The sequence below is a fragment of the Spirosoma foliorum genome (genome assembly GCF_014117325.1).
Classification (GTDB): Bacteria; Bacteroidota; Bacteroidia; order Cytophagales; family Spirosomataceae; genus Spirosoma; species Spirosoma foliorum.
Genome location: NZ_CP059732.1, coordinates 1,974,334 through 1,988,833, shown reverse-complemented (window position 1 = coordinate 1,988,833; position 14,500 = coordinate 1,974,334). Strand labels below are relative to the sequence as shown.

The window sequence follows — 14,500 nt, the reverse complement described above, 5'->3', positions numbered from 1 at the left end:
TACCTGTCTTACACTGAAATAGGTTGTCAGATTTTCACCCAAAATCGACAACCATGCAAGACCACATTCGCGACCTGCTGAGTCGCTTTCAGTACAGCGAACAACTCCGAGAGACCGCCGTTTTTCGTATCCTCTTTGGCGGGGAAGAAGTAAGCCAGGTGATGGAAGATTTAGGTATTCACAGTGGCCATACTCTGCGCAGCGGGGTCCAACTCTATCGCCAGAAGTTGAAGACGGGCCTGCTAACTTTACCCGCCATGAAGCAAGCACAAAAGCGCGACATGGCCGCCTTAAAACAGCGAAATGAGGAGTTGGAACAGACTCTACAGCAAGCCAACTTGTTGATCCTGGCACTCAACACCATGATTGAGACCGCTGAAAAAGAATTAAACGTGCCGATCAGAAAAAAGTCTGGCACCAAACGGTCCTAAATCTTCGTGAAAACGAGATAGCAAAGGTGAGTGTCGGAAGCCTTTGCCGACTGTTTGGTGTGAGCCGACAAGCGTTTCATGCTAGAAAACAACGCGCTCAGCGATCGGTGAGCCATTCGATGTTAGTACTGGACTTAGTGACTGCGCTCAGACGAGATGTGTCTGGCTTGGGCACCCGGAAATTACATCTTCTGCTGGCAGAGCCATTAGCTAAAAGTGGTATCAAATTAGGGCGTGACAAGCTGCGCAAGATCTTGTACAATCATGCTATGGTTATCCGTCAGGGTCGACAGGTACCCCAGACAACTAATTCCAATCACCGTTTACAGCGATATCCTAATCTGCTTATTGATAGGGTGATAACAGCTCCCAGGCAGGTTTGGGTTAGTGATATAACTTACTTGTATATTGGGTTGGGATTTGGCTACCTATCGTTAATAACGGACGCTTATTCAAAGCTGATTGTGGGTTACTGTCTTCACCCATTCTTGACGGCGGAAGGCAGTCTAAAGGCCCTGGATATGGCCTTATCAACCCATTTGGAAAGGGAAGAAGAACTGATCCATCATTCTGATCGAGGCAGCCAATATTGTAGTTTTGACTACGTCCGCAAGTTGAAAGGGGCCAACATTTTGATTAGTATGACGCAGCAAGGCGACCCTTATGAAAACGCTATCGCTGAACGGGTGAATGGAATTCTAAAGACGGATTTCCGGCTGAACCGAGTGTTCGTTACTTTTGAGGAGGCAGAGAAAGCGGTTCATAAAAGTATTTATAATTACAACCATCTGCGGCCCCACATGAGCTGTGGATACCTGACTCCAGTGATGGCTCATCAGAGCGAGCACCCGCTGAAAAAGCATTGGAAACCGAAGGTATATAAACGGTCAAAAGTTGTCCGGGACCAAGGCCAATTGGGGTAAGTCCATCCGTTTTATCTACTTTGACAACCCTATATCAGGATTAAGATTAGCCAATATTTTCTGACCCAATAACTGACAACTTATTTTCAGGATCGGACAAACGGTCAACACTTTCCAGGACGGGTCAACCCGACCACCGTTCAATTAAACGTCCAAATAAATTATGTACAAGACAGTTGACTTAAACAGTTTTCGAGTTGATCACTGTAGTGGTAATCGCCCAGGTAAGAAGCAATTGCTGGATTCTGTTTTAAATAATCTTCGTAATAGGACGTCAACATAGGTTGAAAGCCGGCCGATGAGGGGGCAGCTGTTTGCCCAAAGGCCAGTGGAGATCAGGTGACTAAAAATTAATTTTTTGTATAGGTCGTGTCATTTGCCGGTGACGCCACGACCGTTCCTTCATACGCGTTGCCGCAGAGGTTTTGCAGCTCCTGCTAGAAAATCTGCTGATTCTTGGGCAATTCAACCGGCGACTGTACCAATCGCGTCGATGGTGTATAGGCTAGTAAAGACCCTAAAGCTAGACCGGTAAAAATCGCTTCTATCATATTGAACCTGGTTTCTACTTACCCTAGCTACCGCATTTATTGTGGCGTTTGGCCTGTACAGGATTTTCTTGTAAAATGGAGTTGAGTGGTATCGGATTCTTAGAATCCCACACCACAAATACAGAAATCTGAAGTTTACTGCATCATCCGCTCCCGTATGTATTTAACGGGTGAGCTGCCAAAACTCAGAAACATTTCATGAAAGTCTTTTAAATTATATCGATTACCCAATTTTCTTTTGTAATCATCACGAAGTATATGAATGGCCGAAGCACCGGTATAATATGAACAAAGCTGTACTTGGGAGACGGTTGCTCTGCGGTATTTTTCTTCTGCCTGTGCATTCGACTGAAAGCACTCTTTTGTTAAAAAATTCACAATGGACTCCTTTGATGCATTTAGACATTGAATTTCGTAGTCAATTAAAACATTGGAAAGTACTTTAAGCTTCCATTTATAGAAGGCTAATTCCAGTTCTGGCGCACCGCCACCCCATCCATTTTCCAGCATCATATCTTCTGCATACACAGCCCATCCTTCTATCATAGCGCCATTTTGAAAAACTGACCGGACAACATCCGGTGAATTCTTCTTATTATAAATGCCCTGAACACAGTGTCCGGGTACGGCTTCGTGTATAGACAATATCTGAGAACCATAATTGTTAAGTTCTCTTAACAAGCCATCTGCTTTTTCAGGTGAATACCTGGTGAGATCATCAATGTTGAAATAAGTAGCCCCCTGTTTTTGATAAGGGGGAACAAACTCCGCGCTGGCAGCAACACGACCCCGAGCATATTCCGGCATGAGTCTTACTATTATTGGCGTTGCTGCTGTATCGAGATCGAATAACTTTTTTTCAAGAATAAATTTTTTCAGTTTGTAAACTTGATTCGTAAGCGAGTCAAAAAAAACGCTGGGAGCCGCATGTTGTACCTCTACTTTATCCAATACCAGTTTCATTAACTGCTTGTCTTCAGCGGGCTTCGGCCGGCTGCCGTAATATTTTTGCCACAAACCATTAGCGAGAATAGTCATTTTTTGCTGATACATTTTTTTGTCTGTCAACGCCTTCTCATATATTTCTACAGGCGTAAAATTTGTAGTAAGGTCAAACTTAAATTTTGTCGCATATAAATCTTTACCAATTCTAAAACTTCTAAAGACGTAGTTTCTGTCCGCAACTATAGCTTTCAAACCGACTACATATGTATTGATTGCCTTAATTGTTTTTTCTACATTTTTCTGTAAACGAACTTTATCCGCTGCTCCTAAATGGGAAATGCTTATGGAGTCGCTTAACGCAGCTCCAAAAAGAGTGAGCCCCCCCCTGATTTTGCCTAATTGTCAGTTCAATATGTTCTTTTGTTGGCTTATGAAGCATATGAGTAGCCGCTTTGTAATAGTCATCCACATGTTGTAAATGATTAGTAAGAATGGCAAGCCTTTTTTCTAGCGGGGCATAGGGCTGATTAAGAATGTAGTCGCACTCAGCACTGATATTGTACAAGGATGCATCCCATTCCTGCCGCCTGAAAACAGACAGGTACCAGATATCACTTTGTAATTGATTTTTAATAATATTCAGGCTTATCTTATTGTTGTTACTAAGTCTCGAAACATTTACTTTATTTAAGGAATCAAGCCAACGTTTAGCGAATACAATGTCGCTGGCAACTGACGCGTTGCCGGGTATGATTAATTTATCATAATATTTGCCATAGCCGACAAATATGCCATCTGAAGGATGTTGTTTCCAGTAAGCATCTAAAAGACGATCTTCTAAACCTGCAAATGCTTTATTCGTGGTTGCAGTAGTTTTCTGTTTTGGTGGTTTAAAACCAAATGCAACTACAGATAGGGATATAAATAGATAGGTAAAATAGTTAATGATCATGTTTTTTTTAGTAAATGAATGAGCGGCTCAGGCTGGATTTACAACCCTACCTACCCTATTGAATATGGTTACGAACTCAATCGGATTAAGCTCATTTGACCCATACGTTCGTTCAGGAAAACACCCGGATGGTGACCTAAGCGAATGAGCAGTGCACATCGACGCTATTGATTGGGCTTAACAACCCAATGCCCCAGGCCGGGCGTATTCCGATCTCCATTCTTGACAATGAACACCCATCGGTAGCTCGAGGGCATTGGGGGTGGAAAACCGTAGGTTGCTTCAGCACCGAGTTGCTGGCTCTCCTCCATAAATGATACCGGTTCGGGTCCGGCTTCAGGGGATACATCGGCCACGATTTCGGCTGGTTGTTGACGTGATAGTTTACTTAGGCGGATGGACTGTAAAACGGGTGAACAGGCGACAAGACTGCTGAACGAAGCAGCCAATAAAAAACGAACCAATAAACCTGATGCGAAGGAAATTTTCATGATTGAAGGGGGTAAAAGAGGTTTGGATAGGTATTGATGGGCTAAAATGGTGTGGATAGATGACTATTTTTCTGCTCTTACCAGACCTTGATCCGCTGGCCAGGCGCCTTGTACATTTTCTCAGCCGGTTGCACATTGAACGCTTTGTACCAAGCATCAAAGTTGGTAAGTGGTCCATTGCAGCGAAACTGATCGGGTGCGTGCGGATCGGTTAATAGCCGTTGAGCCTGCGATTCGGTCAGCACGTTAGCCCGCCAAACCTGCGCCCACGACAGGAAGAACCGCTGGTCGGGCGTGAACCTGTCGATTTTGGTTTCACCCTGGCCTTGGTTGGTTTTCTTAAACGCGTCGAAGGCAATGGCCAGCCCACCGAGGTCGGCCAGATTTTCGCCCAGCGTTAGTTGGCCGTTTACCTTGAGTGAATCAAGTACCCTGAAGCCAGCGAACTGCTCTTTTACTTTATCGGCGCGTTTGGTAAAATTGGCGGCATCCTCTTTGGTCCACCAGTCGCGCAGGGTTCCATCAGCATCATATTGGCGGCCCTGGTCGTCGAAGCCGTGTGTCATTTCGTGACCGATCACCGTGCCAATACCCCCGTAATTGATCGCGTCGTCGGCCTCCGCATCGAAGAACGGAAACTGCAAAATAGCCGCCGGAAACGCGATTTCATTGTTTACGGGCATATAATAAGCGTTTACCGTTTGCGGGGTCATTAACCATTCTGTTTTATCAACGGGTTTGCCTAATCGGCTAATATTGTCGGTGTACCACCACTTACTGGTCGCTCGCACATTGGCGTAGAAATCGTCGCGCCGGATGGTTACGCCCTCGTAATTTTTCCACTTATCGGGGTAGCCAATCTTGCGCTTAAACGAGGCTAACTTGGTCAGAGCCCGTTTTTTGGTGTCGGCAGTCATCCAATCGACCGCGTTGATGTGGTCTTTGAACGAGGCCTCAAGATTATCAATCAGCACCAGCATCCGTTGCTTGGCTTCCGGCTTAAAGTATTTTTGCACATAAAGTTGCCCCAATAGCTCCCCCAGCGATCCGTCGATCAGGTTGCTCCTGCGCTGCCAGAGAGGTGTCAGTTGTTTCTGACCCGACAGCACCTTGTTGAACGCAAAATTCTGATTCACAAACGGAGTGCTCAGGAATGGAGCTGCGTTTTTAAGCAGGTTCCACTGCATATACGCTTTGAGGGCCTCTACCGGGGTTGCTGTCAGCAAACTATCCACAGCATGGTAGAACGGCAGGCTTTGCACCAGCACGGTGTCTTGTTCAGGAATACCCAGTTTAGGCATCCATTCGCGCCAGTTGATGCCGGGCGTTTGCTTCGAGAAATCAGCCACAGTCAGTTTGTTGTACGTTTTGATGGGGTCACGGGAGTCTACGCGGGTCATTTGTGCGTTGGCCAGGGCTAGCTCCAGCTTCAGGACTGCGTCAGCGTTGGTGGCAGCTCGGCTGGACTCTTCGCCAATCAGGCCAAACATTTTGGCCAGGTTATCCCGATAGGCATCCCGGATTTTCTGGCTGCGGGCATCGTTTTTAAGGTAATAATCACGGTCGGGCAGCGTGGTGCCTCCCTGCACAAACCGAACTATATACTTACTGACGATTCGGCTATCCTGCGTCACATACAGCGAGAAAAACATCGTGCTTCCCTGGGAACGTTGATACGCAATTTCGTTCATCAGTTCGGCTTTGGTTTTCACCTGCTCAACACGGGCAAGGTCGGCCTTGATGGGATCAAATCCTTTCTGCTCAATCGCTATACTATCCATGCCACTGGCGTAGAAATCGCCCACCATCTGGTGTAATCGTCCTTTGCCGGAGCTTTTGGCAGCCTCTTCGAGCAGTGATTTCATAGCATCGAGGCTTTTCTCGTACAGGATGCTCCCACTTCCCCAACTGGTTTTTGACGCCGGTACGGGGTTTTTCTTTAGCCATTCGCCGTTGGCATACTGGTAAAAATCGTCGCCGGGTTTTACGGTGAGGTTCATGTTCTGCCGATCGATGAAGGGCTTTTTCGGAGCTGCCGGTTTCGGAATAGGTCGGGTCGGGCTGCGATCAGTTGCGGTGAGTCGGGGCAGCCGCTTACCCGGCTTGCCGGTTGGGGGCGTAGCGGCCATCAGGCAAGCCATCAGCATCACTGCCGAAAGAAATGTAAGTTGTTTGCTCATTGGAGAATTGGAATTGAGTTGGTATGCTTTGTTCTATCTATTAGTTCTTTTTGGCGATGGTCTGCTGACTCTTGATCCAGCTATCCAGCTTGTTCTCAAAATTGGCCAGGGGCATCGGCCCGTCTTTCAGCACCTGATCGTGAAAGGCCCGGATGTCGAACCGAGTACCCAGGGCTTTCTCCGCCTTCTGGCGAATGGTCCTAATTTTCAACTCGCCAATCTTGTAGGAAACCACCAAAGAGGAATGACTAATACCTGTATCCGTACAGTTTGGTGATTTTCTTTTTCTTCATCCACTGGCCCGACATGGCCAATCGGCGGTCGGTCAGGGGGCGGTCGGCGGGGTTGCGGGTTTGTTTGGCAATGCTGTCGATGACGGCCAGATTGTCGATGAGTTCGCCGAAGACCGTAAAGGCTCCATCTAAATATGGAGTTCCGCCGATGGTTTTATACACTTGCCGCTGGGCTTGGGTAGGTGCCCGCCCCCCCCGGTATCCGACCCTCGCCCCATTTTAGCCCGTGTTCAAGCTGGTCGTTCAGCGACGAATCGGTCCAGACAATGCCCTGAACCAGGTAAAACTGGCTGTCACTCGAGGCTTTGTCGGGCCGTTTGGCGCGCGCGGCTCCGATGGCCCCCCGGTAGTGATACCGTTCGGGCCGAATCTCTGCCGGGATCAGCGTCCCGTTGTCGGCCTCGCCCAGGGCTTGCCCCGCTACGGCGGTACGTGAGGTAGGGTCGCCGGACTGAATCATAAACTGTGGGATGACCCTATGAAACAGCAGCCCGTCGAAATAATGCCGGTCGATGAGCTTGATATAGTTGGCCCGGTGCAGGGGCGTATCCTGAAAAAAGACCAGATGCACCGTGCCGAAATCGGTAGTCAGCGTGACCAGATAATCTTTCTTTTTCGGGTTCTGAGCCACTACCAGCGTTGGTAGTAACAAACTGAATACTAAAATTTTACAAGTTTTATTCATGGATAACCAGTAGTTAAACGATTGAGAGAATACACCCAGCCCGCCGACGGCTTGTCAGCGTCAACATAATTTTTGTTCCTGTGTGAGCGGCCATTTTATGGACCCATACGAACAGAACACGCAGCAATTACCCGACAGGGATCGTATTAATGACCCGCATCCGGCACAGTCATAGAAAAACTGACACGCATCGACTGGCATCATTTCCGTTTGTTGGTAGTCGCAGAACGGGCAGATAGACGGGTTTCATCTTCCGAAACAGGTTGCGAGACAGATGTATCGGCAATGGATGTGGTAGTCGATAACGTGTTAATGAGTTTGGAAGGTTTATTGGTTAGTTTTTCTTTTGGCTACGTAGGTTTGTTTCAGTACTTTGACTGGTTGGCAGATGGATAATCTGAGTGAGCCGATTGGGGCCAGAACAGAAGCTTAAACCTGCCAATACAGGAAACTCAGCTTATCGGTCAGGAATCGAAAAGGGAAGCGGTACATTGGTGAAATCGAGTTGCGAGATTGACTGCCGTTCACCCGGATAGAATGACGACTGTTAGTTCTTTTTGACGATTGCCTGCTGGCTCTTGATCCAGCTATCCAGCTTAGTCTCAAAAATGGCCAGAGGCATCGACCCGTCTTTCAGCACCTGATCGTAGAAGGCCCGGATGTTGAAAGCTACCCGTAAGCAGTACCAGGCACATCCATACTGTCTCGACCATATTTTTTGTCGTAAATTGAGTTAGTTGGTGGCCGGTTTTACGTCAAGCAATTCCACCTCAAAAGCAAGGGTACTATTGGGGTAAAACAAAGGACTATTCGTCGCTATATTGTAAGCATACAAAGACGGAATAACCAGCTTGATTTTGCTCCCAACTCGACAAAAAGGTAGGCCAATCTGGAACCCCTTGATTAATCTGGTCAATGGAAACGTGATTGGCTTGTCGAGTTGCTGCCAAAACACAGCCTTAGTATGAAACTGATACCCATTAACCAGCACGACAATAGAATCTGTCAGACTGACCTGTTTGCCCGTGCCTTCCCGCATCATGGCGTAATATATACCGTCTTTATAGGTAAGCTTTTCTGATTTACCCTCGGCAATGGCGTTCTCTATCTGCTTCGTTTCCCGCTTGTACTGCTCATCGCTATCAACGTAAGCACCCTTGAAGGTAATTACGGGTGCTGGCATAGCGGTACTCAACAGATTTTTCCAACTACGATTGGTTCGCCGGAGCCATACGGCTGTGAATCGGGCCGCTGAATCCGCTTCGGCGTTACCTGAAGCAAAGGTGGCTAGGTTTTTAAGTGGAGTTCGTTGTCCGTTAATCAGGCAACTACCAATTAGTTTCCACTTGTTCTCATCTGGCAGGAACAGATAGCCCGAGTAGAGCATTTTTTTGTCAGTCGTATCAGAGAGGGCTACGATCTGCATGAGTTGATAGGTGGTATTGGGCTTCCAGGCAAAATTCCAGGATAATTCTCCCCGACCTGATTCCTGTACACCGATTCCTTTGGCAACAACCTGTGCGCCAGCCGGAAAGCTAAAGGCGACGTTTTTCTGTTGGCCTCTGCCCTTTAAGGAGATTGTGCCCAAGCTGGATCGCAGACCAACTTCAAGAGGTTTGCGGCTCTGAAAATCGCCAACTGATACGTTTGCCAGTAAATGACTGATCTCAACACTGTCTGCCTGGGGATACTCGGTCACTACCGGGTTGGCTTGCGGTTGGGCCACCAGTTCTGTAGACAGGCAAATGAACAGACATTGGATAGCGAGTGTGACTGATCTCACTGGGTTTGTGGCGACATTGGTCAGCCCTAAACCGGCCTTCCTGATGAATCGGGAAATGAACATGGTGAATGGGGAGTACATAGTGAGTTGAGGGGAAGTCGGGCACGAAATGAGCGCCGACGCTATTGATTGGGGGTAACGACTCAATTTTCGATGGTACGACTCTTTACAGGATCAAACCGCTACGTCGCAGCATGGCTTTGGGCGATGGTTCGCGACCCCGGAATTTCTTATAGAGTTCCATCGGCTTTTCACTACCGCCTTTCTCCAGTACATTTTTACGGAAACTATCGGCGGCAGCTTTGTTGTCCAGGCCACCTTTTTCCTTGAAAAACTCGAAAGCATCGGCGTCCAGCACTTCGCTCCATTTGTAGCTGTAATAACCAGCCGAATAGCCTCCGTTGAAAATGTGCGTGAAAGACGGACTACTGGCTATCCCATCGACATGTGGAAACAGATTCGCCACCGAATCCACTTTATTTTCGACCACTCCAATGGACTCACCCGTTGGCTTCTGCCCGTGATAATATAGATCAATCAGGCCAAAACGAAGCTGCCTGAGGTTAGCCAGGCCCGCCAAAAAGTTCTGACTCGCCCGAATTTTCTCAATCAGTTCATTGGGGATTACTTCGCCGGTCTGGTAGTGTTTGGCAAACAGCTTGAGTGCTTCGGGATCGTAGCACCAGTTCTCCATCACCTGCGAGGGTAGTTCAACAAAATCCCAGGGTACATTCACACCAGATAAACTTTCATACGTACCATTCGCCAGCATACCGTGCAGGCCGTGGCCAAATTCATGAAACAAGGTAATGACTTCCCTGAATGTCAGCAGCGATGGTTTGGTATCTGTGGCACGGGTGAAATTACAGACGTTGATAATATGCGGACGAACATTTTCGCCGTTCTCAATTTTCTGACCCTGAATGTCATTCATCCAGGCTCCACTCCGCTTGCCAGCCCGAGGAAAATAATCGCCATAAAAAACAGCCAGGAACTTCCCATCCTTATCAAAAACGTCGAAGGTCTTCACTTCAGAATTATAGACCGGTATATCGGTACGTTCTTTGAACGTGATGCCGTAGAGTTTGTTGGCCACCGTGATGACACCATTCAAGACGTTTTCAAGCTTAAAATAAGGCTTCAGTACCTCATCATCGAGGTCATATTTTTCCTTTTTCAGTTTATCTGAATAGTAGCTATTATCCCAGTTTTGCAACTTATCGTCTGTAAATCCGTGGGCTCTGGCATAGGTCGTCAGTTCAGCCAGTTGGCGCTCGGCGGCCGGACGGGCATACGTAACCAATTCATCCAGAAAGCTTTGCACCTTTTCACGCGAACCAGCCATTCGTTCTTCCAGCACAAAATCAGCGTGAGTTTTGTAGCCCATCAGGTTGGCCCGTTCATAGCGCAGATTGACCATCTTGTCTATGATGGCCGAATTGTCGTTTTTATTGCCGTGGTAACCCCGTGCGTTAAAGGCCATGAATAGCTTCTGGCGGAGGGCGCGGTTGTCGGCATATTGCATGAACGGCCCGTAGCTGGGTGCCTGTAAAGTGAATAGGTATCCTTCCTGGCCCATCTTTTTAGCGGTTGCTTTGGCCGCATCACGGACGAAATTGGGCAAACCAGCCAGGTCTTTCTCATCCGATACGATCAGTTTAAATTCGTTGGTTTCGTTCAGCACATTTTCGCCAAACTGAAGCGACAACTGGGCTACTTCCTTATCAATAGCGCGAAGCCGTTCTTTCCCTGCTACGTCTAGATTAGCCCCATTTCGGGCAAACAGCTTGTATGACTTTTCGAGCAACATACTGCTTTCTTGATCCAGTTTCAGCCGGGCACGCTGCTCATAAACCGATTTAACCCGCGCATAGAGTATTGGATTGAGGGTAATGTCATTGGTATAGTCGGTTATCATTGGCGATGCCTGTTTAACAATCTTCTGGAGTTCAGGCGTTGTCTCGGCACTACTCAGGTTATACATGACCTGGGTAACGCGTCTCATCAAACTGCCGGAGCGGTCGAGGGCAACGATTGTATTGGCAAAGGTGGGCTTGTCGGGATTTTTAACAATGGCCTCAACCTCTTTCCGACCCTGAGCCAGTGCTTCACGAAGGGCAGGCATGTAATCGGCATTGGTTATCTTGTCGAACGGCACCGCTTGGTGGGGTGTCAGATAAGGAGACAAAAATGGATTCTGGCGTTGCTGGGTAACGGCTAATTGGGCGAATGACGTAGCGGCCATTAAGGAAACCAACAGCGTAATTGATGCAAGGAAGGTAAGTTGTTTGTTCATTGGAGAATTGGAATTGGTTGGTACGTTTTCTTCTGCTGTTAGTTCTTACCGGCGATGGCCTGCTGACTCTTGATCCAGCGATCCATTTTAGCCTCAAAAATGGCCAGGGGCATCGGCCCGTCTTTCAGCACCTGATCGTGAAAGGCCCGGATGTCGAACCGAGTACCCAGGGCTTTCTCCGCCTTCTGGCGAATGTCCATGATTTTCAACTCGCCAATCTTATAGGAAACCGCCTGTCCCGGCCAGGCAATGTAGCGCTCGACCTCCTGAATAGCCTCAGCCTCCCCGATGGGTTCATTAGCCAGGCTGTACTGAATGGCTTGCTCACGCGTCCAGCCTTTGTGGTGAATTCCCGTATCGACCACAAGCCGAATAGCCCGGTGAATTTCGCCCTGGTAGCGACCCAATGTCTGGAAAGGATCGGTGTAAAGACCCAGTGCCTTACCCAGACTCTCGGCATATAACCCCCAGCCTTCCGTGTAAGCGCCGTAATTACCAATTTTCTGAAAGGAAGGGAGAGCGGTGTTTTCGTTTTGAAGTGATATCTGGTAGTGGTGGCCTGGAATGGCCTCATGCAGAAACAAGTCTTCCATACCCCAGTAACTGAACTTGGCCGCATCGAGCACGGGGAAATAAAAAACGCCGGGGCGCGACCCGTCGGGTGTGCCAGGCCAATACTGAGCAGGTGACGAAGCAGCCCGGTACTTCTCGATCGGACGAATCTCGAAGGCTGTTTTCGGGACCATGTTGAACAGACTCGGTAACTGGGGCTTCAGGGTCTGGTAGATCGTTTGAAACCCATTTAATACGTCTTCGTCCGTTTTATACGGAAAGAATTTAGGGTCCGTATCGACGTAGGCATAGAACGCTTTCAGGTCGTCGGCAAAACCCACCTGCTGCCTGATGCTTTCTATCGACTGCCGAATCCGTTTCACCTCGCTCAACCCCAAGGCATGCACCTCATCGGGCGTCATGTCCGTGGTTGTCGACGATTTAACTAAGTACGCGTACTAGGCCTTGCCGTTAGAAACGGCTTCGATGCCAACCGTTTCGCGGCACCGGGGCAGATACTCGTTCTGGAGGAACGTATAGAGCCGACTATAAGCGGGCATAATCTGCTGCGTAATAGCAGTGGTATAGGCCGTCGTCAGTCGTTGTTTGTCCTCGGTCGAGAGGGTGGCGGGCATGTTTTGTACCGGCTTATAAAAGAGACTTTTCGTGACATCGTCAACGAGCATCGCTTTTATCTGGGGTAATACCTTCCCGATGACTACCTTCGGCTGCACATAATTCTGCGCCATACCGGTTCGCATGTTGGCAATGGCGGTATCGGTCTGAGCGACAAAGCCATTAATTCGCTTCAGAAAATCATCGTAGTCTTTCGCCGACTTAAACGGGTGAGCACCGGCCCCTGATCCTAACAGCGAAAAAAGTACATGAAAACCAAACATCTGACTCATTGGTGTCAGATAGTCTGTAAACTCCATGGATGCCAGATTGGTGGTTAGGTCGTAGCGCAGAATCTGGTAGTTGAGCTGATCCCGGTCACCCAGTTGCTGCTCATTGTAGGCTTTCAGCCCATCCAGGTACCGCGTGTACAAACGCTTCATTTGATCGCGGTAGAGCTGACTGAACGTGTTCTCGAGTTGATCATTGTAGCGGTAATCGCCCAGGTACGAAGCCTTCGTTGGATTCAAGATCAAAAAATCCTCGTAATAGGCTGTCAACAGGGAATGAAAGCCGGGGGACGCAGGGGCGGGTGTTTGCCCGAAGGCCAGTGTAGAGCAGGTAACAAATAACAGGAGCAGGCAGGTACGCATGGATGAACAGAGTTTTAAGTGAGGAGCGAGGGGTTCCTGTGTGCCGGTCAGAAAATAGGCGTAACAGCAATCTGGGGTGGCTTCAGGTTCGTGAGCATAAAGAGGGCAGCCGTAATCAGGGCGAGGCTAACCGCCAGTGCCAGCGCGGTACAGGCCAGAACCACCGTTGCAGTAAGCGGGGCGGAATGTTGTTGGTAAGGTTGCATGGTGTGGATAGAGTTAAGTAGGTGTAAAACGCATCGAAATTGGACAACGGACCGTTGACCCGGAATTGGACGGGCGAGTGCGGATTGGTGAGTACCTGCATGCGCAGTGCCTCCTGTCGTTGCCTGGTCCGTCAGATAGCCGCATAAACTAAAAAGAAACGCTGATCGGGTGTAAGGCCGTCGATTAGCTGGTTGCCGTCCGTTGAGCATTCATCAACAGGGTAACCATCAACAGGACTACAGGAAAGAGGATAAAGAATTTTACCATAAGGAGTGATTTAATTTCTGCAAAGCTCCGCCTTCGCCCACCGATGTTTTGTCAGATTCGGGGCAGATGTCGTCAGATTAGGGGCATTTTACCCGAAAAAGGGCTAATTAGCCCGGTTTAATACGAATGTCTACGTACTCAGTTGGCGTTTGCTGGTAAAACTCTTTGAACACCATTGTGAATTGAGAGGGTGTGTTGAAACCAACCAGGTAGGACGTTTCGGCCAAAGTGTAATCTACGCTCAACAACCTGACCGCTCTCTGCAAACGAAACTGATGGATCAGATCGGTTGGCGAGCGTTGAATCAGGTGCTTCAACTGTCGATACAGCGTTTTCCGATTTATACCTAATTGGTTAGCCAGCCAGTCGACATTGACCGATGGATCTTCCAGGTTTCGCTCCAACAGACTATAAATCCGCTTTAGAAAAGTATTGGGGCTTCGGATTGGTTGCATACAGCCAGCGGGCACCACCAAAGAGGGTTGATCGTAATCGCCAGTTTTATGTCGACTAATCATTAGGGGTGTAATTGAAGTGGAAAGACTGATATTCAAAACGGGTGTGGATAGAAACCAAAAAAGGTTTAGAGTGCTACACTTTTGATACATCAAAGGTCTCTTACTGTCCACCGATGCCCTGTCAGATTCGGGGCAGATGTCGTCGGGTTTGGGGCATT

14 protein-coding genes and 1 pseudogene are annotated in these 14,500 nt (G+C 48.3%); 2 read left to right on the top strand and 13 right to left on the bottom strand.

Annotated features, from left to right (window positions below; all coding sequences use genetic code 11):
- Nucleotides 1–53: 53 nt before the first annotated feature.
- On the top strand, nt 54–431 hold the full coding sequence (locus H3H32_RS07980; protein ID WP_182462194.1) for a hypothetical protein: 378 nt from the start codon (nt 54–56) through the stop codon (nt 429–431).
- A complete protein-coding gene (locus tag H3H32_RS07975) occupies nt 386–1,354 on the top strand; it encodes an IS3 family transposase (protein WP_374191872.1) in 969 nt (322 codons plus the stop codon). The genes H3H32_RS07980 and H3H32_RS07975 overlap by 46 nt, the downstream gene beginning before the upstream one ends.
- Nucleotides 1,355–2,040: 686 nt before the next feature.
- Here the strand turns inward: H3H32_RS07975 and H3H32_RS07970 are convergent.
- The 13 genes and pseudogenes from H3H32_RS07970 to H3H32_RS07920 all read right to left on the bottom strand — a co-directional run bounded on the left by H3H32_RS07970 (nt 2,041) and on the right by H3H32_RS07920 (nt 14,342).
- Nucleotides 2,041–3,189 (bottom strand): DUF885 family protein, encoded by a 1,149-nt coding sequence (locus H3H32_RS07970; RefSeq protein ID WP_374191871.1) that lies wholly within the window; start codon nt 3,187–3,189, stop codon nt 2,041–2,043.
- Nucleotides 3,164–3,802: a DUF885 domain-containing protein gene (locus H3H32_RS07965; protein WP_182462192.1), complete on the bottom strand. Its 639-nt coding sequence runs from the start codon at nt 3,800–3,802 to the stop codon at nt 3,164–3,166. Before H3H32_RS07965 ends, H3H32_RS07970 begins: the two co-directional genes overlap by 26 nt.
- Before the next feature lie 164 nt (nt 3,803–3,966).
- Entirely contained in the window at nt 3,967–4,293 is a 327-nt protein-coding gene (locus tag H3H32_RS07960) for a hypothetical protein (RefSeq protein ID WP_182462191.1), read from the bottom strand.
- Nucleotides 4,294–4,370: 77 nt separating this feature from the next.
- On the bottom strand, nt 4,371–6,473 hold the full coding sequence (locus tag H3H32_RS07955) for a M13 family metallopeptidase (RefSeq protein WP_182462190.1): 2,103 nt from the start codon (nt 6,471–6,473) through the stop codon (nt 4,371–4,373).
- A gap of 40 nt (nt 6,474–6,513) precedes the next feature.
- On the bottom strand, nt 6,514–6,708 hold the full coding sequence (locus tag H3H32_RS07950) for a DUF885 family protein (protein ID WP_240543699.1): 195 nt from the start codon (nt 6,706–6,708) through the stop codon (nt 6,514–6,516).
- 13 nt (nt 6,709–6,721) lie between these two features.
- Nucleotides 6,722–6,928: a peptidylprolyl isomerase gene (locus H3H32_RS37985; protein ID WP_309547141.1), complete on the bottom strand. Its 207-nt coding sequence runs from the start codon at nt 6,926–6,928 to the stop codon at nt 6,722–6,724.
- On the bottom strand, nt 6,921–7,451 hold the full coding sequence (locus H3H32_RS07945; RefSeq protein WP_309547140.1) for a peptidylprolyl isomerase: 531 nt from the start codon (nt 7,449–7,451) through the stop codon (nt 6,921–6,923). The genes H3H32_RS37985 and H3H32_RS07945 overlap by 8 nt, the downstream gene beginning before the upstream one ends.
- 60 nt (nt 7,452–7,511) lie before the next feature.
- Nucleotides 7,512–7,688 carry a GDCCVxC domain-containing (seleno)protein gene (locus H3H32_RS37960; protein WP_374191870.1) on the bottom strand — a complete coding sequence of 59 codons (177 nt, stop codon included), beginning with the start codon at nt 7,686–7,688 and terminating at the stop codon, nt 7,512–7,514.
- A gap of 496 nt (nt 7,689–8,184) precedes the next feature.
- On the bottom strand, nt 8,185–9,315 hold the full coding sequence (locus tag H3H32_RS07940) for an FKBP-type peptidyl-prolyl cis-trans isomerase (RefSeq protein ID WP_182462189.1): 1,131 nt from the start codon (nt 9,313–9,315) through the stop codon (nt 8,185–8,187).
- An 85-nt stretch (nt 9,316–9,400) separates the two neighbouring features.
- On the bottom strand, nt 9,401–11,479 hold the full coding sequence (locus H3H32_RS07935) for a M3 family metallopeptidase (protein WP_240543865.1): 2,079 nt from the start codon (nt 11,477–11,479) through the stop codon (nt 9,401–9,403).
- A gap of 89 nt (nt 11,480–11,568) precedes the next feature.
- Nucleotides 11,569–13,350, bottom strand: a pseudogene (locus H3H32_RS07930) (DUF885 domain-containing protein).
- Nucleotides 13,351–13,397: 47 nt separating this feature from the next.
- On the bottom strand, nt 13,398–13,766 hold the full coding sequence (locus H3H32_RS38405; protein WP_445265557.1) for a hypothetical protein: 369 nt from the start codon (nt 13,764–13,766) through the stop codon (nt 13,398–13,400).
- Between the two features lie 165 nt (nt 13,767–13,931).
- Nucleotides 13,932–14,342, bottom strand: coding sequence for a helix-turn-helix domain-containing protein (locus H3H32_RS07920; RefSeq protein WP_182462187.1), 411 nt, complete (start codon nt 14,340–14,342; stop codon nt 13,932–13,934).
- Between the last annotated feature and the right edge of the window lie 158 nt (nt 14,343–14,500).

Coding starts and splice junctions, on each gene's coding strand:
- H3H32_RS07980 (WP_182462194.1), top strand. CDS start 54: ATGCAAGACCACATTCGCGACCTGCTGAGTCGCTTTCAGTACAGCGAA.
- H3H32_RS07965 (WP_182462192.1), bottom strand. CDS start 3,802: ATGATCATTAACTATTTTACCTATCTATTTATATCCCTATCTGTAGTT.
- H3H32_RS07960 (WP_182462191.1), bottom strand. CDS start 4,293: ATGAAAATTTCCTTCGCATCAGGTTTATTGGTTCGTTTTTTATTGGCT.
- H3H32_RS07955 (WP_182462190.1), bottom strand. CDS start 6,473: ATGAGCAAACAACTTACATTTCTTTCGGCAGTGATGCTGATGGCTTGC.
- H3H32_RS07945 (WP_309547140.1), bottom strand. CDS start 7,451: ATGAATAAAACTTGTAAAATTTTAGTATTCAGTTTGTTACTACCAACG.
- H3H32_RS07940 (WP_182462189.1), bottom strand. CDS start 9,315: ATGTACTCCCCATTCACCATGTTCATTTCCCGATTCATCAGGAAGGCC.
- H3H32_RS07935 (WP_240543865.1), bottom strand. CDS start 11,479: ATGGCCGCTACGTCATTCGCCCAATTAGCCGTTACCCAGCAACGCCAG.
- H3H32_RS38405 (WP_445265557.1), bottom strand. CDS start 13,766: ATGCTCAACGGACGGCAACCAGCTAATCGACGGCCTTACACCCGATCA.
- H3H32_RS07920 (WP_182462187.1), bottom strand. CDS start 14,342: ATGATTAGTCGACATAAAACTGGCGATTACGATCAACCCTCTTTGGTG.